Genomic DNA, 26676 nt, shown 5'->3' on the forward strand with positions numbered 1-26676 from the left:
AGGAGGGGGACACCGTTTCCGGTGTCCCCCTTGTGGGCTGTCAGTCGCGGGCCGCGATCAGATGTTCCGCGTGTTCCTGGAGTGAACGGACTCCCACACCGCCGAGGTTGAGCGCGTCGATGCCCTGGACGGCGGCGGCGAGCGCCTGAACCGTCGTCAGGCACGGGACGCCGCGCGCCACGGCCGCCGTGCGGATGTCGTAGCCGTCGAGGCGGCCACCGGTGCCGTACGGGGTGTTGACGATCAGGTCGACCTGGCCGTCGTGGATCAGCTGGACGATGGTCTTCTCGCCGTCCGGGCCCTCGCCCTCGGACTGCTTGCGCACGATGGTGGCGTGGATGCCGTTGCGCTTGAGCACCTCGGCCGTGCCGGAGGTGGCGAGCAGTTCGAAGCCGTGCGCGACGAGTTCCCGGGCCGGGAAGATCATCGAGCGCTTGTCGCGGTTGGCGACGGAGAAGAAGGCGCGCCCCTTGGTGGGCAGCGGTCCGTAGGCGCCCGCCTGCGACTTGGCGTACGCCGTGCCGAAGACGGTGTCGATGCCCATGACCTCGCCGGTGGAGCGCATCTCCGGGCCGAGGACGGTGTCGACGCCGCGTCCGTGGATGTCGCGGAAGCGGCTCCACGGCATCACGGCCTCCTTGACGGAGATCGGCGCGTCCATCGGGAGCGTGCCGCCGTCGCCGTTCGCGGGCAGCAGTCCCTCCTCGCGCAGTTCGGCGACGGTGGCGCCGAGCGAGATCCGGGCGGCGGCCTTGGCCAGCGGCACGGCGGTCGCCTTCGAGGTGAAGGGGACGGTGCGGGAGGCGCGCGGGTTGGCCTCCAGGACGTAGAGGATGTCGCCGGCCATCGCGAACTGGATGTTGATCAGTCCGCGTACGCCGACCCCGCGGGCGATGGCCTCGGTCGAGGCGCGCAGGCGCTTGATGTCGAAGCCGCCGAGCGTGATCGGGGGCAGGGCGCAGGCCGAGTCGCCGGAGTGGATACCGGCCTCCTCGATGTGCTCCATGACGCCGCCGAGGTAGAGCTCGGTGCCGTCGTAGAGCGCGTCGACGTCGATCTCGATGGCGTCGTCGAGGAAGCGGTCGACGAGGACCGGCCGGTCGGGGCTGATCTCGGTGGACTCCGAGATGTACGACTGCAGCCGGGTCTCGTCGTACACGATCTCCATGCCGCGGCCGCCGAGCACGTACGACGGGCGTACGAGGACGGGGTAGCCGATCTCGTCGGCGATGGCCTTGGCCTCGGTGAAGGTGGTGGCGGTGCCGTGCTTGGGCGCGGGGAGGCCGGCGTCGTCGAGGACACGGCCGAAGGCTCCGCGGTCCTCGGCGGCGTGGATCGCCTCCGGGGAGGTGCCGACGATCGGGACGCCGTTGTCCTTGAGGGCCTGCGACAGGCCGAGCGGGGTCTGGCCGCCGAGCTGGACGACGACACCGGCGACGGGGCCCGCGAGGGACTCGGCGTGGACGATCTCCAGCACGTCCTCCAGGGTGAGCGGCTCGAAGTACAGCCGGTCGGAGGTGTCGTAGTCGGTGGAGACGGTCTCCGGGTTGCAGTTGACCATCACGGTCTCGTAGCCCGCGTCGCTGAGCGCGAAGGAGGCGTGGACGCAGGAGTAGTCGAACTCGATGCCCTGGCCGATCCGGTTCGGGCCCGAGCCCAGGATGATCACCGCGGGCTTCTCGCGGGGCGCGACCTCGCTCTCCTCGTCGTAGGAGGAGTAGAAGTACGGGGTCTTCGCGGCGAACTCGGCGGCGCAGGTGTCGACCGTCTTGTAGACCGGGCGGATTCCGAGGGCGTGCCGGACCTCGCGGACGACGTCTTCGCGCAGGCCCCGGATGTCGGCGATCTGGGCGTCGGAGAAGCCGTGGCGCTTGGCGTCGGCGAGGAGTTCGGGGTCGAGCTTCTCGGCGGCTGCCAGCTCGTCGGCGATCTCCTTGATCAGGAAGAGCTGGTCGACGAACCAGGGGTCGATCTTCGTGGCGTCGAAGACCTCGCTCTGGGTGGCTCCGGCGCGGATGGCCTGCATGACGGTGTTGATCCGGCCGTCGGTCGGGCGGACCGACTCACGCAGCAGTTCGTCCTTGTCGCCGGGCTCGCCGGTGAACTCGAACTGGCTGCCCTTCTTCTCCAGGGAGCGCAGGGCCTTCTGCAGCGCCTCGGTGAAGTTGCGGCCGATGGCCATGGCCTCGCCCACGGACTTCATGGTGGTGGTGAGGGTGGCGTCGGCGGAGGGGAACTTCTCGAAGGCGAAGCGAGGCGCCTTGACGACCACGTAGTCGAGCGTCGGCTCGAAGGACGCCGGCGTCTTCTCCGTGATGTCGTTGGGGATCTCGTCCAGCGTGTAGCCGACGGCGAGCCGGGCGGCGATCTTCGCGATCGGGAAGCCGGTGGCCTTGGACGCCAGTGCGGAGGACCGGGACACGCGCGGGTTCATCTCGATGACGATGACCCGGCCGTCCTCGGGGTCGACGGCGAACTGGATGTTGCAGCCGCCGGTGTCGACGCCGACCTCGCGGATGACGGCGATGCCGATGTCCCGCAGGATCTGGTACTCGCGGTCGGTCAGCGTCATCGCCGGGGCGACGGTGATCGAGTCACCGGTGTGCACGCCCATCGGGTCGAAGTTCTCGATGGAGCAGACGACCACGACGTTGTCGTGCTTGTCGCGCATCAGCTCCAGCTCGTACTCCTTCCAGCCGAGGATGGACTCCTCCAGGAGCACCTCGGTGGTGGGAGACAGGGTCAGGCCCTGGCCGGCGATGCGGCGCAGCTCGTCCTCGTCGTGGGCGAAGCCGGAGCCCGCGCCGCCCATGGTGAAGGAGGGCCGGACGACGACGGGGTAGCCGCCGAGGGTGTCGACGCCCTTGAGGACGTCGTCCATGGTGTGGCAGATGACCGAGCGCGCGGACTCGCCGTGGCCGATCTTGCGGTTGACGGCCTCGACGACGTCCTTGAAGAGCTCGCGGTCCTCGCCCTTGTTGATGGCCTCGACGTTGGCGCCGATGAGCTCGACCCCGTACTCGTCCAGGGTGCCGGACTCGTGCAGGGCGATCGCGGTGTTGAGCGCGGTCTGGCCGCCGAGGGTGGGCAGGAGGGCGTCGGGGCGCTCCTTGGCGATGATCTTCTCGACGAACTCGGGGGTGATGGGCTCGACGTACGTGGCGTCGGCGATCTCCGGGTCGGTCATGATCGTCGCCGGGTTGGAGTTCACCAGGATGACGCGCAGGCCCTCGGACTTGAGGACCCGGCAGGCCTGGGTGCCGGAGTAGTCGAACTCGGCGGCCTGGCCGATGACGATCGGGCCGGAGCCGATGACCAGGACGGACTGGATATCGGTGCGCTTAGGCACGCTGGCCCTCCATCAGTGCTGTGCTCATCAAAGACGTGAAGCGGTCGAACAGGTACGCGGCGTCGTGCGGGCCCGCGGCCGCCTCGGGGTGGTACTGGACGCTGAAGGCCGGCTGGTCGAGCAGCTGGAGGCCCTCCACCACGTTGTCGTTGAGGCAGACGTGGGAGACCTCGACGCGGCCGTAGGGGGTCTCGGAGACCTTGTCGAGCGGGGCGTCGACGGCGAAGCCGTGGTTGTGCGCGGTGACCTCGACCTTGCCGGTCGTACGGTCCTGCACGGGCTGGTTGATGCCGCGGTGGCCGTACTTGAGCTTGTACGTGCCGAAGCCCAGCGCCCGGCCGAGGATCTGGTTGCCGAAGCAGATGCCGAACAGCGGCGTCCTGCGCTCCAGGACGGCCTGCATGACGGAGACGGCGTGGTCCGCGGTGGCCGGGTCGCCCGGGCCGTTGGAGAAGAACACCCCGTCGGGGCCGACGGCGAAGACGTCCTCGGCGGTGGCGGTGGCGGGCAGGACGTGCACCTCGATGCCGCGCTCGGCCATCCGGTGCGGGGTCATGCCCTTGATGCCGAGGTCGACGGCGGCGACGGTGAACTTCTTCTCGCCGATCGCGGGGACGACGTACGTCTCCTTGGTGGCGACCTCCGCGGACAGGTCCGCGCCCTTCATCTCGGGGGCCTGGCGCACCTCGGCGAGCATCGTGCCCTCGTCGGGCAGCGCGTTGCCGGAGAAGATGCCGACGCGCATGGCGCCGCGCTCCCGCAGATGACGGGTGAGGGCGCGGGTGTCGACGCCGCTGATGCCGACGACGCCCTGGCGGTCGAGCTCCTCGTCCAGGGAGCGCTGCGCGCGCCAGTTGGAGGGGACGCGGGCGGGGTCGCGGACGACGTAGCCGGACACCCAGATGCGCTGCGACTCGGGGTCCTCGTCGTTGACGCCGGTGTTGCCGACGTGCGGGGCGGTCATCACGACGACCTGGCGGTGGTACGACGGGTCGGTGAGGGTCTCCTGGTAGCCGGTCATGCCGGTGGAGAACACGGCCTCGCCGAAGGTCACCCCCACGGCCCCGTAGGCGCGGCCGCGGAAGACACGGCCGTCCTCCAGGACGAGTACGGCGGGAACGCGGGTTCCCCTGGTGGAGGTCGTCATCGTGCGGCGCCTTCCGTGGTGTCGGTCGTGATCATGGAGTTGACGGCTTCGACCCAGGCGGCGTGCTCGGCCGCGTGGTCGGAGCGGAAGCCGGAGTCGAGCTGCGTGTCGCCGTGCGCCCAGGTGACGATCAGCAGTCCGCCCTCGGCGAGGACCTTGCCGGCGATGCCCTTGTCGAGGCGGGCCTCGCGCAGGGCCGCGGCCGGGATGAAGAAGTCCGCGGCACCGGGGCGTACGACGTCGATCCCGGCGTCGGTGAGTGTCAGCTCGGCGCGGCTGCGGTTGCCCAGGCCCCGGGCGACGATCCGGTCGAGCCACTGCCCGGCGGTCGTCGAGCCGTGGTAGCGGCCGCTGAGCCGCAGCTTCGCCTGACCCGCGTTCTCGGGCGCCACGGGCAGTTCGGGGAGACCCGACTGGAGCTCACCGCGCCACTTCCAGCCCTGGCGCATCAGCCAGTAGACGAGGGCGATGAAGAGCAGCAGCCCGGCGACCCAGCCGAGGCGCGCGGCCCAGTCGGTGACCTCCGCGGACTTCCGCTCGGCCGCTTCGGCCGCCTGAATGATGAGTGGTGTCACGCCAGCTTCCCGTCCATGAGCGTCGCCCGGCCCCGCAGGAAGGTGTGGGTGACGCGACCCGGCAGCTCGCGGCCCTCGTAGGGCGTGTTGCGGCTGCGGGAGGCGAAGCCCGCGGGGTCCACGTTTCCACGGTATGCCGGATCGACCAGCGTGAGGTTGGCGGGCTCACCAGCCGAGACGGGCCGTCCATGGCCGTCCGCGGCGCCGATGCGGGCCGGCGTGAACGACATCCGGTCGGCCACGCCTTCCCAGGTCAGCAGGCCGGTCTCGACCATCGTGTGCTGGACGACGGACAGCGCGGTCTCCAGGCCGACCATGCCCATGGCCGCGGCGGCCCACTCGCAGTCCTTGTCCTCGTGCGGGTGAGGAGCGTGGTCGGTGGCGACGATGTCGATCGTGCCGTCGGCGAGGGCCTCGCGCAGCGCCATGACGTCGCGCTCGGTGCGCAGCGGCGGGTTGACCTTGTAGACCGGGTTGTACGTACGGACCAGCTCGTCGGTGAGGAGGAGGTGGTGCGGGGTGACCTCGGCGGTGACGTCGATGCCGCGGGACTTGGCCCAGCGGACGATCTCGACGGAACCGGCGGTGGAGAGGTGGCAGATGTGGACGCGGGAGCCGACGTGCTCGGCCAGGAGGACGTCGCGGGCGATCACCGACTCCTCGGCGACGGCCGGCCAGCCGCCGAGGCCCAGCTCGGCGGAGACGACGCCCTCGTTCATCTGGGCGCCCTCGGTGAGGCGGGGCTCCTGCGCGTGCTGGGCGACGACGCCGCCGAAGGCCTTCACGTACTCCAGCGCGCGGCGCATGATCACGGCGTCGTCGACGCACTTGCCGTCGTCGGAGAAGACGGTGACGCCGGCGGCGGAGTCGTGCATGGCGCCCAGCTCGGCGAGCTTCTTGCCTTCCAGGCCGACGGTGACGGCGCCGATGGGCTGGACGTCGCAGTAGCCGTGCTCCTTGCCGAGCCGCCACACCTGCTCGACGACGCCGGCGGTGTCCGCGACGGGGAAGGTGTTGGCCATGGCGAACACGGCCGTGTAGCCGCCGCTCGCGGCGGCGCGGGTGCCGGTGAGGACGGTCTCGGAGTCCTCACGGCCCGGCTCGCGGAGGTGGGTGTGCAGATCGACCAGGCCGGGCAGCAGGATCCGGCCCTCGGCCTCGACCACCTGGGCACCGTCGGCCTCCAGGCCCGTGCCGACCCGGGCGATGGTCTCGCCCTCGATCAGGACGTCCTGCGCCTCGCCACCGAGCACCTTCGCGCCACGAATCAGGATCTTGCTCATCGTTACTTGCTCTCCTCGGTACGGGCGTTGGTGGCGGCAGGGGCGGGTTCGGCTCCGCCCAGCAGCAGGTACAGGACGGCCATGCGGATCGACACACCGTTGGCGACCTGCTCGATCGCGGTGCAGCGGTCGGAGTCGGCGACCTCGGCGGTGATCTCCATGCCGCGGTTCATCGGGCCGGGGTGCATCACGACCGCGTGCTCGGGCATCCGGGCCATCCGGTCGCCGTCCAGGCCGTAGCGGCGTGAGTACTCGCGCTCGGTCGGGAAGAAGGCGGCGTTCATCCGCTCGCGCTGCACACGCAGCATCATCACGGCGTCGGACTTCGGCAGCACGTCGTCGAGGTCGTAGCTGACCTCGCACGGCCAGGCCCCGACGCCGACCGGCACCAGGGTGGGCGGGGCGACGAGCGTGACATGGGCACCGAGCGTGGTCAGCAGATGGACGTTGGAGCGGGCGACGCGGCTGTGCAGGATGTCGCCGACGATCGTGATGCGGCGGCCGTCCAGGTCACGCCCCAGGCCCTCGTCCCTGCCGACGAGGCGGCGCCGCAGGGTGAAGGCGTCCAGCAGCGCCTGGGTGGGGTGCTCGTGGGTGCCGTCGCCGGCGTTGACGACGGCTCCGTCGATCCAGCCGGAGTTGGCGAGGCGGTAGGGGGCGCCGGAGGCGTGGTGGCGGATGACGACGGCGTCCGCGCCCATCGCTTCCAGGGTCAGCGCGGTGTCCTTCAGGGACTCGCCCTTGGAGACCGAGGAGCCCTTGGCGGAGAAGTTGATCACGTCGGCGGAGAGCCGCTTGGCGGCCGCCTCGAAGGAGATCCGGGTCCGGGTCGAGTCCTCGAAGAAGAGGTTGACGACGGTACGGCCGCGCAGGGTCGGCAGCTTCTTGATCGGCCGGTCGGCGACCCGGGCCATCTCCTCGGCGGTGTCGAGGATGAGAACGGCGTCGTCGCGGGTGAGGTCGGCGGCCGAGATGAGGTGACGCTTCATCTGGGTGTGCTCCGGGGTGTGGAGGTGTGCGGGCATGCGGGCGCACAGGCGGGCCCGTAGGGCGGGAGGGGGCCGTACGGGAGTGCTACTGCTCGCCGGCCGGGGCGGTCTCCTGCATCCCGAGCAGCACGGTGTCGCGACCGTCCTCCTCGGCGAGCAGGACCTTGACCGTCTCCCGCAGCGACGTCGGGAGGTTCTTGCCGACGTAGTCGGCTCGGATGGGCAGTTCGCGGTGGCCGCGGTCGACGAGGACCGCCAGCTGGACGGCTCGCGGACGGCCGATGTCGTTCAGCGCGTCGAGGGCGGCGCGGATCGTGCGGCCGGAGAAGAGCACGTCGTCGACGAGGACGACCAGACGGCCGTCGATGCCCTCGGCCGGGATGTCCGTGCGTGCGAGGGCACGGGCAGGACGAAGCCGCAGGTCATCGCGGTACATGGTGATGTCGAGGGACCCGACGGGGATGGTGCGGCCGGTGATCTCGGCGAGCTTGTCGGCGAGACGGCGGGCAAGATAGACCCCGCGTGTCGGGATACCGAGGAGCACCACGTCCTCGGCGCCCTTGGCACGCTCCACGATCTCGTGGGCGATGCGGGTCAGCACCCGCGCGATGTCCGGGCCTTCGAGAACGGGGCGAGCGACATCGGAATTGATGGTGTCCATAAGAAACGGACCTCCTTCTCCGCCTCACGGGACGGACCTTAAAGGACGTCGGATTTGCGCCGTCAACAGTACCAGGGCCGGGAGGCGCCGCTGGTCATCCCCCTCGGGAGGGTCGTACGGACCATTCGGCTTGACGCAGCCAAGTAACGCTGCGTAACCTCACAGTGAGTGACCAGCCGCGCGGCGGAGCCGCACGTTGATACAGCGATACAGCGTCCGGGGAGCTATATGTCCAGCGAATACGCAAAACAGCTCGGGGCCAAGCTCCGCGCCATCCGTACCCAGCAGGGGCTCTCGCTCCACGGGGTGGAGGAGAAGTCCCAGGGCCGCTGGAAGGCCGTCGTCGTCGGGTCGTACGAGCGCGGTGACCGCGCGGTGACCGTGCAGCGTCTCGCCGAGCTTGCGGACTTCTACGGAGTGCCGGTGCAGGAGCTTCTTCCGGGCACCACGCCCGGCGGCGCGGCCGAGCCGCCGCCGAAGCTCGTTCTGGACCTGGAGCGTCTCGCCCATGTCCCCGCCGAGAAGGCCGGCCCGCTGCAGCGTTACGCGGCGACGATCCAGAGCCAGCGCGGTGACTACAACGGCAAGGTGCTCTCGATCCGCCAGGACGACCTGCGCACGCTCGCCGTCATCTACGACCAGTCGCCCTCGGTGCTGACCGAGCAGCTGATCAGCTGGGGTGTGCTGGATGCGGATGCGCGGCGCGCCGTCGCACATGAAGAAGGCTGACGCCACACCTGCAGAAACGTGCCGCCGGGCCGGGGGGGAGCAGTGCTTCCTGCCGGCCCGTCGTGCGTTCGGGCAACGCCGCGGCGCGGACGCTGCCGTCCTCGTGGCGTCGCCCGGGGCAACGCCCCGCGCGGTGATTCGTGCCGGGGCGACGCCCCACGCCGTGGCCGCGCCGTGCCCCACGCGGTGATTCCTGCCGGGGTCTGGTGCCGCGCGAGGGTGCGCTCTGCCCCGGCCAGGGCCGGGAAACGGCCGAAGGCCCGCAGCACGGAGTGCTGCGGGCCTTCGTGGCTCGGCTCGGCCCGAGGCCTACGCGTCGCGGCGGAGGCTCGGCTTCAGGTCCTTGAAGCGGCCCAGCAGGCCGTTCACGAAGGACGGCGAGTCGTCCGTGGAGAACTCCTTGGCGAGCTGCACCGCCTCGTCGATCACCACCGCGTCGGGGGTCTCGTCCACCCACACCAGCTCGTACGCGCCGAGCCGCAGGATGTTGCGGTCGACGACGGGCATCCGGTCGAGCGTCCAGCCGACCGCGTAGGTGGCGATGAGCTCGTCGATGCGGCGCGCGTGCTCCGCGTACCCCTCGACCAGCTCCATCGTGTACTCGTTGACCGGCGGCTGACGGTCGTCGGACCGCGAGTGCCGGATCCAGTCCGCGAGGACTTCCTGCACGGAAGCCCCGCGCTGGTCGGCCTCGAAGAGGATCTGGAAGGCACGCTTGCGGGCCTTGTTGCGGGCAGCCACGGTTAGCTGTTCACCCGGCCGAGGTAGTCGCCGGAACGGGTGTCGACCTTGATCTTCTCACCGGTGGTGATGAAGAGCGGGACCTGGATGGTGTAACCGGTCTCCAGGGTCGCGGGCTTGGTGCCACCGGTGGAGCGGTCGCCCTGGACACCCGGCTCGGTCTCCTGGATGACCAGCTCGACGGCGGCCGGGAGCTCGACGTAGAGCACCTCGCCCTCGTGGGTGGCGACGGTGGCGGTGAAGCCCTCGATGAGGAAGTTCGCGGCGTCGCCGACAGCGGCGCGCGACACGTGCAGCTGGTCGTACGTCTGCATGTCCATGAAGACGAAGTACTCGCCGTCCATGTACGAGAACTGCATGTCGCGGCGGTCGACGGTGGCCGTCTCGACCTTCACACCGGCGTTGAACGTCTTGTCGACGATCTTGCCGGACAGCACGTTCTTGAGCTTGGTGCGCACGAAGGCCGGGCCCTTGCCGGGCTTGACGTGCTGGAACTCGACGACGGACCACAGCTGGTCGTTGTCGAGCTTGAGCACCATGCCGTTCTTGAGGTCGTTCGTGGAAGCCACGGTTGCGGAATCTCCTGGACTGACGCTGGTGGACGACCGAGGAGAAGCGAAGGTACGCGCTGCGAGCTCGGCTAGAGCGCGAGCAGCTCCTTGGTCGTGATGGTGAGTAGCTCGGGTCCGCCGTCCGCCTCCTGGCGCACGACGAGCGTGTCATCGATCCGGACTCCGCCCCGGCCCGGGAGGTGAACCCCCGGTTCGACGGTGACCGGCACACAAGCGTCCAGTTTACCCATGGCCGCAGGTGCCAGCTGCGGGTCCTCGTCGATTTCCAGTCCTACACCGTGGCCGGTCGAGGGCGCGAGCCCTTCGCCGTAGCCCGCCGCGTCCAGTACGTGGCGTGCCGCGCGGTCGACGTCCCGGTACCCGGCACCGGGCACGAGGGCCTCGCGGCCGGCCCGCTGAGCGGCGAAGACGAGTTCGTACAGCTCGATCTGCCAGTCCGCGGGAGTGGTGCCGATGACGAAGGTACGGCCGATCTCGCAGCGGTAGCCGCGGTAGTTGGCGCCCAGGCAGACGGACAGGAAATCGCCCTCCTCGACGCGCCGGTCGGACGGGCGGTGGCCGCCGCGGCCGGCGTGGGGGCCGGTGGCGACGGAGGTGGGGAACGCGGCGCCGTCGGCGCCGTGGTCGACGAGGCGGCGCTCCAGCTCGAGGGCGAGGTGCCGCTCGGTGCGGCCGACGAGGATGGACTCCAGCAGCTCGCCGAGGGCCTGGTCGGTGATCTCGGCCGCGATGCGCAGGCAGGCGATCTCGTCCTCGTCCTTCACCATCCGCTGCTGCTCGACGGCGCCGCCGAGGTCGGCCAGGCGCAGATGCGGGGTGACGGTGGCGAGGGCGCGGTGGCGGGCGACGGTGAGGTGGTTCTCCTCCACGGCCAGGGAGTCCGCGCCGTCGGTGTCGGCGGTGCGCGCGGCGGCGACGGCCGGGTCTCCTCCGTCGGTGGGCAGGACGATCTGCCGCAGCTGCTCGTCCATGCGTCCCTCGACGGGGTCGCCGGTGGGCGCGCTGGGACACAGCAGTACGTCGTCGGTGTCGCCTGCGGGGCCCAGCAGCAGCACGGCGCCGGGTGGGGCGCCGCCTGCGAGATAGCGGACGTTGGCGGGCCGGGAGATCAGCGCCGCTGCGCTGCCGGCCGCGACGCAGCGGTCGCGCAGCCGGGCGCGGCGGGCAGCGAACACCTCGGACATGTCACGAGCCTAAGAGCGCGGAGCCGATCCGGCCGTCCGAGCGCGTCCGAGCGGGGTGCGCGCTCCTCTGCCCGAGGCGTCGCCGCCACCATCGGGCGGGCGCGCCGGGTGTGAGGCGCACGGGGTGACGCGGGCCCGGCGGCCCCGGTCCACGATCCGCCCGGGGGACAAGCCCGCGGCTGGGGTCGCGGACCATCGGGTGGCCCGGAGCGCCGGTCCTCGGTTGCCCGGCCGGGCGGGCGGTGGCCGCCGCGGCCGGCGGCCGCGAGGGGAACGGTGTCCGTCCCGGTCGGCGGAACGGCCGGGTGGGCGTGCCGGCCGGGTCCGGTCGGCGGGACGCCCGGTGGCCCCGGGCGAACCCGGTCCTCGCTCCGGCCGGCGGAACGGCCGGGGGCTGAGCGTGTCCGTCCTACCAGGCCGGGGGGCTCGCGATGGCGCGCGCCAGGACGTCGTCGAGGATGCGGGCCGTGGTCTCGACGTCGCACTGGGAGTTGTCGATGATCGGCAGTCCCGAGCCGTACCAGCCGGCCATGCGGCCGTGGATGCTGGCGACCTCCTCGTCGGAGAGCCGGCGGTTGCCGCTGCGCGCGGCGTTGCGCTCCAGGACGATCTCCAGGCCCGGCAGCAGCACGACGGGCAGCAGCCCGGGGCCCACATGACGCTTCCAGCCGCCGAGGCCGACGACGGGGCGGTCGGGGAAGACGGCGTCGTCGAGGATGCAGGAGATGCCGTTGGCAAGGAAGTTGCGCGCGGCGAAGCCACAGGTGCGGCGGGCGAGCCGGTACTGGGCCTCGGACTGGTCGTTCCAGCCGGACTGGGGGTCGGCGAAGCCGGAGCAGACCCATTCGCGGACGTCGTCGAGGCTGATGTGGGCGGTGGAGACACGCCGGTTCCGCGCCCAGTGGCGGGCGACGGTCGTCTTGCCCGCGCCCGCGGGGCCGATCAGCAGCACCGCGAGCGGGGCGGCGCCGGTGCCGGAGTCGGCAGGAGGCGGGGGCGCGGGCAGGGGAACCGGTCCGCCCGGTGGCAGTTGGACGTGGCCCGTGGTGTCGGGCGAGGGCGGCATCGGCGCCTGCTGCGGGGCCGGGCCGCTCCAGCCGGCGGTGGGCGGCCCCTGCGGCGCGGGGCCGGGGTGCTGCGCCTGGTGCTCCCATCCGGGCGCGGTGCCGGGCCCGGGTATGGATCCGGGAACGGGACCCGGGAGGTGTCCCGGCCCGTCGGGCGGCAGCGGAGCTCCCACTGCGTGCTGCATCCGGTGCCACTCCGTCTCGTACGACTTCACGCTGGTCGGGCGGCAGTTGACCGGCCCGTACCGAACGGTACCCTCCCCGGCCGCCCCAGTGGGAACGGCCGGGGCCGGTACGAAGTGCCCGGGCCGGGCAGGTTCAGCCGCCGAGTTCCTCGGCCAGTGCGCGCAGGGCCAGCCGGTACGAGCCGATGCCGAAGCCCGCGACCGTTCCGGAGGCGACCGCCGCGATCACCGAAGTGTGGCGGAATTCCTCGCGTGCGTAGGGGTTCGAGATGTGCACCTCGATGAGCGGGGCCGTGCGCTGGGCCGCCGCGTCCCGCATCCCGTACGAGTAGTGCGTGAACGCACCGGGGTTGATCACGACGGGGGTCGACCCGTCGGCCGCCTCGTGCAGCCAGCGGATCATCTCGCCCTCGTCGTTCGTCTCGCGGACGTCGACGTCGAAGCCGAGCTCCTTGCCGAGCGAGCGGCAGGCGTCCACCAGCCCCTCGTAGGACGTGGCGCCGTACACGTCCGGCTCCCGCGAGCCGAGCCGGCCGAGGTTCGGCCCGTTCAGGACGAGGACGCGGCGGCTCACGCGGACACCTCGCCGAACGCCGCGAGCAGCACCGCCGGGTCCGGTCCCTCCAGCACGGTCGGCTTGGCGAGACCGTCGAGCACGATGAAGCGCAGCAGATCGCCGCGGGACTTCTTGTCGACCTTCATGGTCTCCAGCAGCTTGGGCCACTGGTCGCCGCGGTAGGTCAGCGGCAGCCCGACGGACTCCAGGACGGTGCGGTGCCGGTCGGCGGTCGCGTCGTCCAACCGCCCGGCGAGACGGCCCAGTTCGGCCGCGAAGACCATGCCGACCGACACGGCGGCGCCGTGCCGCCACTTGTAGCGCTCGTTCTTCTCGATGGCGTGCGCCAGGGTGTGGCCGTAGTTGAGGATCTCGCGCAGGCCCGACTCCTTGAGGTCGCTGGAGACGACCTCGGCCTTCACCCGGATCGAGCGCTCGATCAGCTCCGACGTGTGCGGCCCCGCCGGGCTGCGGGCGCCCTCCGGGTCGGCCTCGACGAGGTCGAGGATGGCCGGGTCGGCGATGAAGCCGGCCTTGATGATCTCGGCCATGCCGCTGACGTAGTCGTGGACGGGGAGAGAGTCCAGCGCGCCGAGGTCGCACAGCACCCCGGCCGGCGGGTGGAAGGCACCGACGAGGTTCTTGCCCTCGGCGGTGTTGATGCCGGTCTTTCCGCCGACCGCGGCGTCCACCATGGCGAGGACCGTCGTCGGTACGGCGATCCAGCGCACCCCGCGCAGCCAGCTCGCGGCGACGAACCCGGCCAGGTCGGTGGTGGCGCCGCCGCCGACGCCGACGATGACGTCGGTGCGGGTGAAGCCGGTCTGGCCGAGGGCCTTCCAGCAGTAGGCCGCGACCTCGACGGTCTTGGCCTCCTCCGCGTTGGGCACCTGGATGGCGACGGCCTCGAAGCCCTGTCCCGCGAGGTCCTCGCGGATCGCCTCACCGGTCTCGGCGAGCGCCTCGGGGTGGATGACGGCGACGCGCTTGGTCCTGGGGCCGATCAGCCCGGGGAGTTCCCCGAGCAGCCGGCGGCCGACGAGCACCTCGTACGGGTCGGTACCTGCCGTGCCGCCGACCTGGATACGCGTCACTGCCTGCTCGGTCATCGGGTCTTCTCCTGGCCGGGGGTCCGGGGCTCGCCCCCGGGGAGGTCCTGCATGTCGAGTGCGTCGAGGACCGCCTGGGCGACCTCTTCGGGCGTGCGGTCGTCGGTGGCGACGACGGCACGGGCGACGTCGGTGTACAGATGCCGACGGGCCTCCATCAGCTCGCGCCACTGGCGGCGCGGGTTGACGGCCAGCAGCGGGCGGGCGGTGTTCAGCCCGACCCGGCGTACGGCCTCCTCGACGTCCATCGAGAGGTACACGACGGGCAGCCCGGACAGCAGATCGCGGGTGCCCTCGTCGAGGACGGCGCCGCCCCCGAGGGAGAGGACGCCCGTGTGCTCGGCGACGGCGGCACGGACGGCCGCGCGCTCCAGCTCGCGGAAGCGGGGCTCGCCGTCCTCGATGAAGATGTCGGAGATCTCCCGGCCCTGGGCGGCGACGATGTCGGCGTCGGTGTCCCGGTAGCCGGTGCCGATGCGCTCGGCGAGGAGGGCCCCGACGGTGGACTTGCCGACGCCCATCGGCCCGACCAGTACGACCCGTGGGCTCACCGGACAGCCAGGTTCTCGAGGTACGACCGCACGTTGCGGCGGGTCTCGGGGACGCTGTCGCCACCGAACTTCTCGGCGACGGCATCGGCCAGGACCAGCGCCACCATGGCCTCGGCGACGATGCCGGCGGCCGGCACGGCGCACACGTCGGAGCGCTGGTGGTGCGCGGCGGCGGCCTCGCCCGTGCTCACGTCGACGGTCCTCAGCGCCCGCGGGACGGTCGCGATCGGCTTCATGGCCGCCCGTACGCGCAGCAGCTCACCGGTGGTCAGGCCGCCCTCGGTGCCCCCGGAGCGGCCGGAGGTGCGCTTGATGCCGTCCTCGGTGGCGATGATCTCGTCGTGCGCCTTGGAGCCGGGGACGCGGGCGAGCTCGAAGCCGTCGCCGACCTCGACACCCTTGATGGCCTGGATGCCCATGAGCGCGGCGGCGAGCCGGGCGTCCAGCCGACGGTCCCAGTGCACGTGCGAACCGAGGCCCACCGGCACGCCGTAGGAGAGGACCTCGACGACGCCGCCGAGGGTGTCGCCGTCCTTGTGGGCCTGGTCGATCTCGGCGACCATCGCCTTCGAGGCGTCGGCGTCGAGGCAGCGCACCGGGTCGGCGTCGAGCCTCTCGACGTCGGCCGGGGTCGGGTAGACCCCGTAGGGGGCCTTGGCGGCGGCCAGCTCGACCACGTGGGAGACGATCTCGATGCCCGCGGTCTCCTTGAGGTAGGACCGGGCCACGGCACCGAGGGCGACCCGGGCCGCGGTCTCGCGGGCGCTGGCCCGCTCCAGGATCGGACGGGCCTCGTCGAAGCCGTACTTCTGCATGCCGGCGAGATCGGCGTGACCGGGCCGGGGCCGGGTCAGCGGGGCGTTGCGGGCCAGCTCGGCCAGCTCCGCCGGGTCGACGGGATCGGCCGCCATGACCTGCTCCCACTTCGGCCACTCGGTGTTGCCCACCATGATCGCGACCGGTGAGCCCATCGTGAGGCCGTGCCGCACGCCGCCCAGGAAGGTGATCTCGTCACGCTCGAACTTCATCCGCGCACCGCGTCCATAGCCGAGGCGCCGCCGGGCCAGGTGGTCCGCCACCATCTCCGTGGTGATCGGGACACCGGCGGGAAGACCCTCCAGCGTCGCCACCAGTGCGGGTCCGTGCGACTCCCCCGCGGTCAACCAGCGCAACCTGCTCAACGGTGCTCCTCCTGCTCGCGCCTCGAACTGCGACGGCGCGACCCGGGGGTACCTCCCAGCCACAGCCAGGGGGCGCGCGACCCTGGCCCGCCTCCTCTGATCCTCCCACGTCCGGGCACCCGACCCGGCCAGTGGTCCAGCAGACGGACGGGATTGCGCCCGGCGGCGGGCCGGGGTCAGCGTGCGGCGAGGGCTTCCTCGCCGGCCGCGCGCATCGCGGCGAGCGGCGCCGGGGAGCGGCCGGTCATCTGCTCGACCTGGAGAACGGCCTGGTGCACGAGCAGGTCGAGTCCGCCGACGACGGAGCCGTCCTGCTCGGCCCACGCCGCCGCGAGCGGCGTCGGCCACGGGTCGTAGAGGACGTCGAAGAGCGTGCCGGGGCGCTCCGGCACATACGGAACGAGGGCGTCCGTCGCGCCCGCGGGCGTGGTGGCGACGACGAGCGGGGAGTCGAAGGCATGACCCGCCTCCGCCCAGTCGGCGGTGTGCACCTCGACCCCGAGCCGCTCGCCCCAGCCGCGCATCTCCTCGGCACGGACATGGCTGCGTACGTACGCGGTGACCGGTCCCGTGCAGATCCGGGCGAGCGCGGCGAGCGCGGAGGACGCGGTGGCGCCGGCGCCGAGGACGGCCGCGTGGTCGACCTTCTCGACGCCGCGCTCGCGCAGCGCGGCGATCATGCCGGGGATGTCGGTGTTGTCCCCCGTGCGCCGGCCGTCCTCGTCGAGGACGACGGTGTTGACGGCCTCGACGGCCGCCGCGGTGTCGCTGATCGCGTCGAGCAGCGGGATGACCGCCCGCTTCAGCGGCATGGTCAGCGACAGTCCCGCCCAGGAGGCGTCCAGCCCGCCGAGGAAGCCCGCCAGGTCCGCCTCGCTCACCTCGAAGCGGTCGTACGACCAGCCGGTGAGGCCCATCGCCGCGTAGGCGGCCCGGTGCAGCACCGGGGAGAGCGAGTGGGCGATGGGCGACCCGAGGACCGCGGCCCGGCGGATGTCAGTCGGTGTCGCGCTGTTCATTGAACTTGTCCCTGAGCTTCTCGAACTCCGCATGGGTCTTGGCGAACTCGGTCTTGTGCTTGCCGTCGGTCGCCACGAAGTACATCCAGCCGTCCGAGGTCGGGGTGATCGCAGCGTTCAGAGCCGTCACGTCGGGGTTGCCGATGGGCCCGGGCGGCAGCCCCTTCTGGGTGTACGTGTTGTACGCGTCCTGGTTGCTGTTGATCTCGTCCTCAGTGATGTCGATCTTGCTCTGACCCTTGAGGTAGTTGTAGGTCGAGTCGAACTGCAGCTTCTGGTTGGTCTCCGTGTTGGTGGGCTTGAGCCGGTTGTAGACGACCTCGGCCATCTTCTTGTAGTCCGACTCGTTCTTGCCCTCGGCCTGCACGAGGCTGGCCACGGTGACCAGTTCCCAGGCGTTCTTCAGCTTGAACTGCTTCGCCTTGGCCTCGAGGTCGACCTGGCCGTACTCCTGGTTGGCCCGCTTGACCATCGCCTTGAGGATCTCCTCGGGCTTGGCACCCTTGGCGACCGGATAGGTGGCGGGGTAGAGGAAACCTTCCAGCGGGTCCTTGACGTTCTCGTGGCCCTGCGCCCAGGCGGGGAGCCCGAGCGTCTTCGCCTGCTTCTCGGCGACGGACTTGGTGGTGCCGGGATCGAGTTCGAGACGCTTGTCGATCTGCTCGTAGATCTGGGCGTTGCGCGCGCCCTCGGCGAAGGTGAGGCCGTTGCGGCTGGCGGGGTTGAGCATCAGCTTGACGGCTTCGTCCGCGGACATGCCCTTCTTCAGGGTGTACACGGCGTCCTGGATGCTGCGGCCCCGGGGGTTCTCGTTCTGTGCCGAGATGAAGGCGTCGACGCTCTTCACGACGCCGGCTTCCTTGAGGAGCGTCCCGATCTCGGTGCCGCTCGCCCCCGGCGGGACCGTGACCTGGACCTGTCCGCTGCCGGCGCCCTCGAAGTCGGGTGCCGCGCCGAACTGGCCCTGCCAGAACTGGTATCCCACGTAGCCGACGCCGCCGGCCCCGCCGACCAGGACGACCGCGACGAACAGGCACGCGAAGCCGTTGCGGCCCTTCTTCTTTTTCTTGCCAGGGCCGCGTCCGCCGTCACCGCCACGCCGTCGCCCGTCGCCGGGGTCCTCGTCGTGGTCGTCGTCCTCACGGCGGTCCTCGCCGGTGAAGAACGGGTGGTCCTCCTCCTGCGGTTCCGCCGCCCAGTCGTCCTCCGGCGCGGGCGCCTGCCGAGTCTGCTGTGCCTGCTGCGGCGGGGCACCGCGGTGGCCGGGAGGCTGCGGCGGCGGGTAGGCGTCGGACGTGCCGTAGTAGTCGGCTCCCGCGCCGTACGGGACGGCTCCCGTGTTCGGGTCGTACGGCATCACGGGCTGCTGACCGGTGTCCCACTGGCCGCCGTACTGCTGCTGGTCGTACTGCTGCTGCCCGTGCTGCTGGGCGTGCTGTTGCTGTGCGTACTGCTGGTGTCCGTGCTGCTGGGGGTACTGCTGCTGCCCAGGCCGGTGTCCCTGCTGCTGGGGCGCGTACTGCCCGCCGTCGTACTGCTGCTGGGGATACTGCTGCTGGTATCCCTGCTGGTACTGCGGATCGTTGCCGTAGTGGGGCTCGGGCGCCTGCGGCTGCTGCGGGTACTGCTGCTGGCCGCCGTAGGACACAGAGCCGTCGCCCTGCTGTCCTCTCCACCCCTGGTCCCCGTACAGCGGGTCCTCGGGGTGCCACGGTTCGGAGCCGGGGGCCCGGCCATACTCAGTCATCGATCCCCTAGAGCCGAGAGGCGGGCACGGACGGTCCGCCTCTACGTTGTGCGGCGGTGTTCGAACACCGCCGCATCGCGCGGAACGTTACCGTATCGCGATCAGATGACCACTTCGACGCCCTCGCCCGGGGGACCCCCGGAGGTCCGTTCGGTCTCCAAAGCGTTCTGAAGGATGACAACTGCGGCCACTTGGTCGATGACAGACCGGCCCTTTCTGGACTTCACGCCCGAGGCACGCAAGCCCTGCCCGGCCGTCACTGTGGTCATCCTCTCGTCGACCAGTCGTACCGGCACGGGGGCGATGCCCCGGGCCAGTTCCTGGGCGAAGCCGCGGACCTTGGCCGCCGCGGGGCCCTCGCCACCGCTCAGCGAGCGGGGCAGGCCGACGACGACCTCGATCGGCTCGTACTCGTCGACGAGCTGCCTCAGCCGCCGGTGGGCGGCCGGGACATCACGTCCGGGCACGGTCTCCACCGGGGTGGCGAGGACCCCGTCGGGGTCGCACGAGGCGACCCCGATGCGGGCGTCCCCGACGTCGATCGAAAGACGACGTCCTCTGCGCATCGCACTCACACCCCGCTCGCTTCCGCGCCCGCGCGGCGCAGTGCGGGTGTCGTCGTCGGCCGCGGCCCGGCGGCCGCACGCGCGTCGCTCACGATCAGGCCGTCTCGCCGACCAGACGCTCGACGGCGTCGATGGCGTCGCCGATCGCGGCCGGGTTCTGGCCGCCGCCCTGAGCCACGTCGGGCTTGCCGCCACCGCCACCGCCGAGGGTCTTGGCGGCCGTACGGACCAGCTCGCCGGCCTTGAGGCCGCGCCCGCGGGCGGCCTCGTTGGTGGCGATGACGGTCAGCGGACGGCCGTTGGCCGTGGTGAACAGGGCCACGACGGCCGGACGGTCACCCGGGATGCGGCCCCGGACGTCGAGGACCAGCTTGCGCAGGTCGTCGGCGGAGGTGCCGTCCGGGACCTGGCCGGTGACCAGGGCGATGCCACGCACGTCCTTGGCGCTCTCGACGAGACCGGCGGCGGCCTGGAGCACCTTCTCCGCGCGGAACTTCTCGATCTCCTTCTCGGCGTCCTTCAGCTTGCCGAGCATGGCCGCGATCTTCTCCGGCAGCTCCTCGGAGCGGCCCTTGACCAGCTCCTGGAGCTGGGCGACGACCGTGTGCTCCTTGGCCAGGAAGTTGTACGCGTCGACGCCGACGAGGGCTTCGATCCGGCGCACGCCGGAGCCGATCGACGACTCGCCGAGCAGCTTCACCAGACCCAGCTGGGCGGTGTTGTGGACGTGCGTACCGCCGCACAGCTCCTTGGAGAAGTCGCCGATGGTGACGACCCGCACCCGCTCGCCGTACTTCTCGCCGAACTCGGCGATGGCGCCCTGCTTCTTGGCCTCGTCGATGCTCATGACCTCGGCCTGGACGTCGAGCTCCCGGGCCAGGACCTCGTTGATCTTCTGCTCGACGTCGGTGAGGACCGTGCCGGGGACGGCGGCGGGCGAGCCGAAGTCGAAGCGGAAGCGGCCCGGGGAGTTCTCGGAGCCCGCCTGGGCGGCCGTGGGGCCGAGGGCGTCGCGCAGCGCCTGGTGGGTGAGGTGGGTGGCGCTGTGGGCGCGGGCGATGGCCCGGCGGCGCTTGACGTCGATGGCGGTGTAGGCGGAGGCGCCCACGGTCACCTCGCCGACCTGCACCGAGCCCTTGTGCACGGAGACACCGGGGACCGGCTGCTGGACGTCGCGGATCTCGATGACGGCGCCCGTGTCGAGCTTGATCCGGCCCTGGTCGGCGAGCTGGCCGCCGCCCTCGGCGTAGAAGGGGGTGCGGTCGAGGACGACCTCGACCTCGTCGCCCTCGGAGGCGGCCGGAGAGGGGACACCGTCGACGAGCAGACCGACGATGGTCGACTCGCCCTCGGTGTGGCCGTAGCCGGTGAACTCGGTCGTGCCGGAGGTGTCGGCGACCTCGCGGTAGGCGGACAGATCGGCGTGGCCGGTCTTCTTCGCCCTGGCGTCGGCCTTGGCGCGCTCCCGCTGCTCCTTCATCAGCCGACGGAAGCCGTCCTCGTCCACGGTCAGGCCCTGCTCGGCGGCCATCTCCAGCGTGAGGTCGATCGGGAAGCCCCAGGTGTCGTGGAGCAGGAAGGCCTTGTCGCCGGAGAGGACCTTCGAGCCGGCGCTGCGGGCCTCGGTGACGGCGCCGTCCAGCACGTTCGTACCGGCGTTCAGCGTCTTGAGGAAGCGGACCTCCTCGGCGAGCGCGACGGACTCGATGCGCTTGCGGTCGGTCTCCAGCTCCGGGTACTGCTGCCCCATGGTCTTGACGACCACGTCGACGAGAGCGGCGACCACCGGGTCGGTGGCGCCGAGGAGGCGCATGTTGCGGATGGCGCGGCGCATGATGCGGCGCAGCACGTAGCCGCGGCCCTCGTTGCCGGGGGTGACGCCGTCGCCGATGAGCATCACGGACGTACGCAGGTGGTCGGCGACCACGCGGAGGGACACGTCCGAGTCGTGGTTCTCGCCGTAGCGGACGCCGGTGAGCTCGGTGGCCTTGTCGATGACCACGCGCAGGGTGTCGGTCTCGTACATGTTCTGCACGCCCTGCAGGATCATGGCGAGACGCTCGAGGCCGAGACCGGTGTCGATGTTCCTGCTCGGCAGGTCACCGACGATCTCGAAGTCCTCCTTGGAGGTTCCCTCGCCACGCTCGTACTGCATGAAGACCAGGTTCCAGATCTCCACGTAGCGCTCGTCGTTGACGGCCGGGCCGCCCTCGACGCCGAACGCGGGACCGCGGTCGTAGTTGATCTCCGAGCAGGGGCCACAGGGGCCGGGCACGCCCATGGACCAGAAGTTGTCCTTCTTGCCGAGGCGCTGGATGCGCTCGGCGGGGACGCCGACGACCTCGCGCCAGATGCGCTCGGCCTCGTCGTCGTCGAGGTACACCGTGATCCAGAGCTTCTCCGGCTCCAGTCCGTAGCCGCCGTCCGCCACGGAGCCGGTGAGCAGCTCCCAGGCGTACTTGATGGCGCCTTCCTTGAAGTAGTCGCCGAAGGAGAAGTTGCCGCACATCTGGAAGAACGTGCCGTGGCGGGTGGTCTTGCCGACCTCTTCGATGTCGGGCGTACGCACGCACTTCTGCACGCTGGTGGCGCGCGGGGCGGGCGGCTTGGTCTCGCCCAGGAAGTACGGCTTGAAGGGCACCATGCCCGCGTTGACCAGGAGCAGAGTCGGGTCGTCCGCGATGAGCGACGCCGAAGGCACGACGGTGTGCCCGCGCTCCTCGAAGAAGCTCAGCCAGCGGCGGCGGATTTCAGCCGACTCCATCAGTGGTCCTCATTCCGGTTGTACGGATGCTTCTTGTCAAGCATCTCGTAGTGCTTCCTGTACTGCTTCTGGTTTTCGAGGGCGGTGCGACCGCGCTGCGCGGGCAGTCCCCGGTCGACGGGCTCCTCGATCCCCAGGGCCTCGCCGAGCTCGGCCTCGCGCTGGGCCATCCCGGCCCGGACGTCGAGGGCGAAGTCCTTGAGACGGTGCCCGGTCTCGACCGCCTTGTTCGCGGCCTGTGCGGCCAGGCTTTCCGGGGTCAGCTGCTTGAGCTTCCGGTTGACCTTGGTGGTGGCCCACACGCCGGCGGCGGCGCCCGCGGTGAACCAGAACGCACGACGGAACATCGCGCTCAGCCCTTCTGCTTGCGGCGCCTCGCGGCCGGTACGGTGCGGCCGACGACGACCGTGCGACGGGTCTGCGCGGGCGGCGCATCGGTCTTGTTGCGGCTCATCGCCCGGCGTACGCCGTAGCCGAACGCCGCGACCTTCACCAGCGGGCCGCCGAACGTCGAGGCGACGGTGGTGGAGAGTGCCGAGGCGTTGGAGGTGACCTCCTGGACGTCGGAGGCGATGGCGTCGACCCGGTCGAGCTGGGTCTGCGCGGACCGGACGGTCGCGGAGGCGTCGGCCAGCAGTGGCACGGCCTGCTCGGTCACCTCCGCCACCAGCTTGGTGGTCGCCCTGAGCGTCTGCGCCAGCCTCACCAGCACCACGGCGAGGAAGGAGACCAGGATCGCCCAGAAGACAGCCACCAGGATCCCGGCAACCTCTCCACCGGTCACGCTGCACCGCTCTCTGCTCGTCGAGGGTCACTTCGAAAGTCTTTGTCCGACCCTATCGCGCCGGAGGTCGCGCCCCGTACCCGTATCAGCACGGGAACGGGACCCCGTTCGGGAACGCGAGAGCCCGCCGCTCCCCCGCCGGAATCGGCGGGGGGAGCGGCGGGCTGAGGCGCGAAGCCGTGGTGTTCTACGACCGCTGGATCAGCGGGCGTAGTACTCGACGACCAGCTGCTCGTCGCAGATCACCGGGATCTCCTTGCGGTTCGGCTCCCGGTCCAGGCGGAAGGCCAGCGCCTTGAGGTTGACCTGCAGGTAGCGCGGGGTCTCGCCGTCGGGCGCGTAGCCACCCTCACGGGCGACCTGGAAGGGGTGCTTCTCGCGGGAGCGCTCGCGGATCGTGACGACGTCGTCCGGGCGGATACGGAACGAGGGCTTGTCGACCTTGCCACCGTTGACCTCGACGTGGCCGTGAACGACCATCTGACGGGCCTGGTAGATCGTGCGGGCGATGCCGGACCGGAGCACCAGGGCGTCGAGACGGCGCTCGAGCTCGATGATCAGGGCCTCGCCCGTCTTGCCCTGGACCTTGCTGGCGCGCTCGTAGGCACGGACCAGCTGCCGCTCGGAGACGTCGTACTGAGCGCGAAGACGCTGCTTCTCGAGCAGACGGACCTTGTAGTCCGAGTTCTGCTTGCGGCCACGGCCGTGCTCACCCGGCGGGTAGGGGCGAGCCTCGAAGTACTTGACGGCCTTCGGCGTCAGGGCGATGCCGAGTGCACGCGACTTCTTGACCTTGGGTCGCGACTGGTTCACGGGGAACCTACCTCCATGTAAGTTAGGTGAGCCTTACCTTAATCGAGGAGGACGTAATGTCTCGACCACATGGGATCCCCCTGCCCAGTGCGCATCGCAGTTCAGACGCCCCAGCGCCTGCTTACGACGACGATGAACAAGGTCAGCCGCGTCCCAGGGAAGACGCTCGGCAGCCCACCAAAGCCGAGCGCGTACGAACCCTCGTTGAGTACAACGCCTCAGTATCCCTCACGCTGCCCGGTGCTCGCGACCAGGGTCCAGGGTTCTGGGAACCCGCCGCGCGCACCGTCACCCCTGAGGGGGACATCGTTCTCCTTGTGCCATGGGATTCTCCCACCGCCAGGGCCGCGGCGTACGCCCAGGACGACGACCTGACCTGCGTGATGGAGATCACGGATGTCGCCCCCGTCGCCGTACGGCAGCGGATCCGCGGCCGCGCCTGGCTCGCCGGCTGGCTGACCGCCGTGCGCAACGAGGACCGCGACCGCTACCGGGAACTGCTCGCCGAGCGGCACCCCGTGCGCGCGGTGCTGGAGAGCGACACGGAGCACCCCTCCTGGATGCTGGTACGGCTGGAGACCGGCGAGATCTCCGTGGACGATCTGTGGGGCACGGGCAGTGTGGAGCCCGACGACCTCGGCGGGACCGAGCCCGATCCGGTCGCGCGGCACGAGGCGGAACTGCTGCAGCATCTGCACTCCACCCACGCCGACCAGGTGCGCGGGCTGGCCACCCTGCTCGGCGACCGCAAGGACAAGCCCTCCGCGGAGCATGACGTGGTGCCGCTGGCACTCGACCGGTTCGGGCTGCGGGTGCGCATCACGGAGAAGAAGGGGGGCCGCGCCTTCGACGCGCGCTTCGACTTCCCCGAGCCGGTGCGGGACACCGGGGAGCTGCGGCAGGCCATGCACACGCTCTTCTCCGCGGCGATGGGCTGACGACGCGCCTCAGCGGTCGTTCCCCGCTTCACCGCCCCGGAGGCGCTCGCGGACCTTCTCGACCACGTCCGCGTAACGTGCCTCCGCGCCGTACCGCGTCGGTTCGTAGTAGCGCTTGCCGTGGACCGCGTCCGGCGCGTACTGCTGCGGGGCGATGCCGCCCGGGACGTCGTGCGGATACACATACCCCTGGGCGTGACCCAGCTTGGCCGCGCCCTTGTAGTGGCCGTCGCGCAGATGCGGCGGGACCGGGCCGGCGAGACCGCCCCGCACATCCGCGAGAGCGGCGCCTATCGCCATCGTCGCGGCATTGGACTTCGGGGCCAGGGCCAGCGCGATGGTGGCATGGCTGAGGGTGAGCGCCGCCTCGGGGAAACCGATCATGGCCACGGCCTGGGCGGCGGCGACGGCCGTCGGCAGCGCCGTCGGGTCGGCGAGGCCGATGTCCTCACTCGCCGAGATCATCAGCCGCCGGGCGATGAACCTGGGATCCTCCCCCGCCTCGATCATGCGGGCCAGATAGTGCAGCGCGGCGTCCACGTCGGAGCCGCGGATGGACTTGATGAGCGCGCTCGCCACGTCGTAGTGCTGGTCGCCGTCCCGGTCGTACTTCACGGCCGCACGGTCGACGGTCTCCTCCACGGTCGTGAGGGAGATGTCCTTCTCGCTCTTGGCGAGGGCCGCGCCGGCGGCGGCCTCCAGCGCGGTCAGCGCCCGCCGGGCGTCTCCGCCGGCGATCCGCAGCAGATGCGCCTCGGCGTCGTCGGGCAGCGTCACCGCGTCGCCGAGACCGCGCTCCTCGGCCAGTGCCCGCCGCATGAGCGCGCGCAGGTCGTCGTCGGTGAGGGGCTCCAGGGTGAGCAGCAGGGAGCGGGACAGCAGCGGTGAGATCACCGAGAAGTACGGATTCTCGGTCGTCGCCGCGATCAGGGTCACCCAGCGGTTCTCCACGGCGGGGAGCAGGGAGTCCTGCTGTGCCTTGCTGAAGCGGTGGATCTCGTCGAGGAAGAGGACGGTCTCCTTGCCGAAGCCGCCGGCGGCGCGACGGGCGCCCTCGATGACCGCGCGGACCTCCTTGACACCGGCCGTGATCGCGGAGAGCTCGACGAAGCGCTTGTTCGTCGCTTTGGAGACGACATACGCGAGCGTCGTCTTGCCGGTGCCCGGCGGGCCCCAGAGGATCACCGACGAGGCTCCGGCGGGCCCGCCGGAGCCTTCGCCGACGAGTCTGCGCAGCGGCGATCCCGGCTTCAGCAGATGCTGCTGGCCCACGACCTCGTCGAGGGTGCGCGGGCGCATCCGGACCGCCAGGGGACTCGCGGACGGGTCCTTCTCCTGGCGTTCCTCTGCCGCGGCGGTAAAGAGATCGGGCTCCACGTGAAGAAGCCTAAGTCAGGGCACTGACAACCCTGTCCACGCCCTCGGCCGGATCCGTCAGCCGGTCCAGAAGTCCCACCAGCGGGTCAGGATCAGCATCCCGATGACGCCGGTGTGCAGCACGGGCGGGACCCAGGCGAACTCGGCCAGGAAGTTCTTCGCCCACGCCGGGGCCGGGAGCAGTCCGTTGCGGATGTTGTGCGAGGTCACGTACCAGAACATGAAGATCGTGGCGACCCACGCCAGCGAGCACCACAGACACAGCGCGTTGATGTTGTACAGCGACTGGTACTGCAGCCAGGTGCAGAATCCGACGCCGAAGAGGGTGCCCGCGTTGAACGTCAGCCAGTACCAGCGGCGGAAGCGGGCCCCGGCCAGCAGGCTCATGCCGACGCAGATCACGACGGCGTACGCGGCGAGGCCGAGCATCGGGTTGGGGAACCCGAAGGCGGAGGCCTGGTCGCTCTCCATGACGCTGCCGCAGGAGACGATCGGGTTGAGGCTGCAGCCGGGGGTGAAGGTCGTCCCCGCGATCTCGGCCTCGAGGATCTTGAACTTGTCGATCGTGATGACCCAGGAGGCCAGCAGCCCGGCCGCGCCGGTGATCACCAGTAGCCAGGCGAACGCGCGGCTGCCGCCGACGGCGCCGCGCGCGGCCTCCGCTTCCTTGCCGGAGGACACACCGTCAACCGCTGCAGTCGTCATATCGCCGTTCCATCACTCGGGCACCGCTGGCACCGTCATTCTGCCGCACCCCTGCACGCGTCCACCGTTCGATGGACATAAGGA

At 70.9% G+C, this 26676-nt stretch carries 25 protein-coding genes; 2 read left to right on the top strand and 23 right to left on the bottom strand.

Features of this window, described 5'->3' with window-relative positions:
• Positions 1 to 40 precede the first annotated feature (40 nt).
• The 6 genes from carB to pyrR form a co-directional block, all read right to left on the bottom strand.
• On the bottom strand, positions 41 to 3349 hold the full coding sequence (gene carB / locus ACIQMR_RS08290; RefSeq protein ID WP_401384356.1) for a carbamoyl-phosphate synthase large subunit: 3309 nt from the start codon (positions 3347 to 3349) through the stop codon (positions 41 to 43).
• Positions 3342 to 4496 (bottom strand): glutamine-hydrolyzing carbamoyl-phosphate synthase small subunit, encoded by a 1155-nt coding sequence (carA, locus tag ACIQMR_RS08295; RefSeq protein ID WP_401384358.1) that lies wholly within the window; start codon positions 4494 to 4496, stop codon positions 3342 to 3344. Before carA ends, carB begins: the two co-directional genes overlap by 8 nt.
• The gene (locus tag ACIQMR_RS08300) at positions 4493 to 5071 is read right to left on the bottom strand and encodes a hypothetical protein (protein WP_401384360.1); all 579 of its coding nucleotides are present in this window, start codon (positions 5069 to 5071) and stop codon (positions 4493 to 4495) included. The genes carA and ACIQMR_RS08300 overlap by 4 nt, the downstream gene beginning before the upstream one ends.
• Positions 5068 to 6354 (bottom strand): dihydroorotase, encoded by a 1287-nt coding sequence (locus ACIQMR_RS08305; protein ID WP_401384362.1) that lies wholly within the window; start codon positions 6352 to 6354, stop codon positions 5068 to 5070. The genes ACIQMR_RS08300 and ACIQMR_RS08305 overlap by 4 nt, the downstream gene beginning before the upstream one ends.
• A 2-nt stretch (positions 6355 to 6356) precedes the next feature.
• On the bottom strand, positions 6357 to 7343 hold the full coding sequence (locus tag ACIQMR_RS08310; protein WP_401384364.1) for an aspartate carbamoyltransferase catalytic subunit: 987 nt from the start codon (positions 7341 to 7343) through the stop codon (positions 6357 to 6359).
• An 85-nt stretch (positions 7344 to 7428) separates the two neighbouring features.
• Positions 7429 to 8004, bottom strand: coding sequence for a bifunctional pyr operon transcriptional regulator/uracil phosphoribosyltransferase PyrR (pyrR, locus tag ACIQMR_RS08315; RefSeq protein WP_401384366.1), 576 nt, complete (start codon positions 8002 to 8004; stop codon positions 7429 to 7431).
• A gap of 228 nt (positions 8005 to 8232) precedes the next feature.
• Between pyrR and bldD the strand changes: the two genes are divergently transcribed.
• Positions 8233 to 8733: a transcriptional regulator BldD gene (gene bldD / locus ACIQMR_RS08320; protein WP_017945577.1), complete on the top strand. Its 501-nt coding sequence runs from the start codon at positions 8233 to 8235 to the stop codon at positions 8731 to 8733.
• 309 nt (positions 8734 to 9042) lie between these two features.
• Here bldD and nusB read toward each other — a convergent pair whose 3' ends face one another.
• From nusB to rpsD, 15 genes are all read right to left on the bottom strand, one after another.
• Positions 9043 to 9474 (bottom strand): transcription antitermination factor NusB, encoded by a 432-nt coding sequence (nusB, locus tag ACIQMR_RS08325; RefSeq protein WP_266375812.1) that lies wholly within the window; start codon positions 9472 to 9474, stop codon positions 9043 to 9045.
• A 2-nt stretch (positions 9475 to 9476) separates the two neighbouring features.
• The gene (gene efp / locus ACIQMR_RS08330; RefSeq protein ID WP_266375811.1) at positions 9477 to 10043 is read right to left on the bottom strand and encodes an elongation factor P; all 567 of its coding nucleotides are present in this window, start codon (positions 10041 to 10043) and stop codon (positions 9477 to 9479) included.
• Positions 10044 to 10114: 71 nt separating this feature from the next.
• Positions 10115 to 11230 (bottom strand): aminopeptidase P family protein, encoded by a 1116-nt coding sequence (locus ACIQMR_RS08335; RefSeq protein ID WP_401384370.1) that lies wholly within the window; start codon positions 11228 to 11230, stop codon positions 10115 to 10117.
• A 409-nt stretch (positions 11231 to 11639) separates the two neighbouring features.
• Positions 11640 to 12482, bottom strand: coding sequence for a Pro-rich N-terminal domain-containing protein (locus tag ACIQMR_RS08340; RefSeq protein WP_401384372.1), 843 nt, complete (start codon positions 12480 to 12482; stop codon positions 11640 to 11642).
• A gap of 133 nt (positions 12483 to 12615) precedes the next feature.
• Positions 12616 to 13056: a type II 3-dehydroquinate dehydratase gene (aroQ, locus tag ACIQMR_RS08345; protein ID WP_401384375.1), complete on the bottom strand. Its 441-nt coding sequence runs from the start codon at positions 13054 to 13056 to the stop codon at positions 12616 to 12618.
• Positions 13053 to 14147 carry a 3-dehydroquinate synthase gene (gene aroB / locus ACIQMR_RS08350; protein ID WP_401384378.1) on the bottom strand — a complete coding sequence of 365 codons (1095 nt, stop codon included), beginning with the start codon at positions 14145 to 14147 and terminating at the stop codon, positions 13053 to 13055. The genes aroQ and aroB overlap by 4 nt, the downstream gene beginning before the upstream one ends.
• A complete protein-coding gene (locus tag ACIQMR_RS08355; RefSeq protein WP_401384381.1) occupies positions 14144 to 14698 on the bottom strand; it encodes a shikimate kinase in 555 nt (184 codons plus the stop codon). Before ACIQMR_RS08355 ends, aroB begins: the two co-directional genes overlap by 4 nt.
• A complete protein-coding gene (gene aroC / locus ACIQMR_RS08360) occupies positions 14695 to 15879 on the bottom strand; it encodes a chorismate synthase (protein ID WP_401384384.1) in 1185 nt (394 codons plus the stop codon). The genes ACIQMR_RS08355 and aroC overlap by 4 nt, the downstream gene beginning before the upstream one ends.
• 176 nt (positions 15880 to 16055) lie before the next feature.
• On the bottom strand, positions 16056 to 16898 hold the full coding sequence (locus ACIQMR_RS08365; protein WP_401384386.1) for a shikimate dehydrogenase: 843 nt from the start codon (positions 16896 to 16898) through the stop codon (positions 16056 to 16058).
• Positions 16876 to 18645, bottom strand: a complete 1770-nt coding sequence (mltG, locus tag ACIQMR_RS08370) for an endolytic transglycosylase MltG (RefSeq protein WP_401384388.1) — start codon at positions 18643 to 18645, stop codon at positions 16876 to 16878. The genes ACIQMR_RS08365 and mltG overlap by 23 nt, the downstream gene beginning before the upstream one ends.
• Before the next feature lie 101 nt (positions 18646 to 18746).
• Entirely contained in the window at positions 18747 to 19211 is a 465-nt protein-coding gene (gene ruvX, locus ACIQMR_RS08375) for a Holliday junction resolvase RuvX (RefSeq protein ID WP_266375797.1), read from the bottom strand.
• A gap of 94 nt (positions 19212 to 19305) precedes the next feature.
• The gene (gene alaS / locus ACIQMR_RS08380; RefSeq protein ID WP_401384392.1) at positions 19306 to 21975 is read right to left on the bottom strand and encodes an alanine--tRNA ligase; all 2670 of its coding nucleotides are present in this window, start codon (positions 21973 to 21975) and stop codon (positions 19306 to 19308) included.
• Positions 21975 to 22322, bottom strand: a complete 348-nt coding sequence (locus tag ACIQMR_RS08385) for a DUF6167 family protein (RefSeq protein ID WP_401384394.1) — start codon at positions 22320 to 22322, stop codon at positions 21975 to 21977. Before ACIQMR_RS08385 ends, alaS begins: the two co-directional genes overlap by 1 nt.
• Before the next feature lie 5 nt (positions 22323 to 22327).
• Positions 22328 to 22759: a DUF948 domain-containing protein gene (locus ACIQMR_RS08390; protein WP_401384396.1), complete on the bottom strand. Its 432-nt coding sequence runs from the start codon at positions 22757 to 22759 to the stop codon at positions 22328 to 22330.
• A 201-nt stretch (positions 22760 to 22960) separates the two neighbouring features.
• Positions 22961 to 23572 (bottom strand): 30S ribosomal protein S4, encoded by a 612-nt coding sequence (gene rpsD, locus ACIQMR_RS08395; RefSeq protein ID WP_401384399.1) that lies wholly within the window; start codon positions 23570 to 23572, stop codon positions 22961 to 22963.
• A gap of 317 nt (positions 23573 to 23889) precedes the next feature.
• On the opposite strand from rpsD, the gene ACIQMR_RS08400 reads away from it, so the two are divergent.
• Positions 23890 to 24510 (top strand): DUF2470 domain-containing protein, encoded by a 621-nt coding sequence (locus ACIQMR_RS08400; RefSeq protein WP_401384401.1) that lies wholly within the window; start codon positions 23890 to 23892, stop codon positions 24508 to 24510.
• Positions 24511 to 24519: 9 nt separating this feature from the next.
• Here ACIQMR_RS08400 and ACIQMR_RS08405 read toward each other — a convergent pair whose 3' ends face one another.
• Together ACIQMR_RS08405 and ACIQMR_RS08410 are read right to left on the bottom strand one after the other, a co-directional pair.
• Complete coding sequence (locus tag ACIQMR_RS08405; protein ID WP_401384403.1) at positions 24520 to 25887, bottom strand: replication-associated recombination protein A; 1368 nt, start codon at positions 25885 to 25887, stop codon at positions 24520 to 24522.
• Positions 25888 to 25944: 57 nt separating this feature from the next.
• Entirely contained in the window at positions 25945 to 26592 is a 648-nt protein-coding gene (locus ACIQMR_RS08410) for a vitamin K epoxide reductase family protein (protein WP_401384405.1), read from the bottom strand.
• Positions 26593 to 26676: the final 84 nt, after the last annotated feature.

The organism is Streptomyces sp. NPDC091376 (genome assembly GCF_044757085.1).
In the GTDB taxonomy this organism is placed as follows: Bacteria; Actinomycetota; Actinomycetes; order Streptomycetales; family Streptomycetaceae; genus Streptomyces; species Streptomyces pratisoli.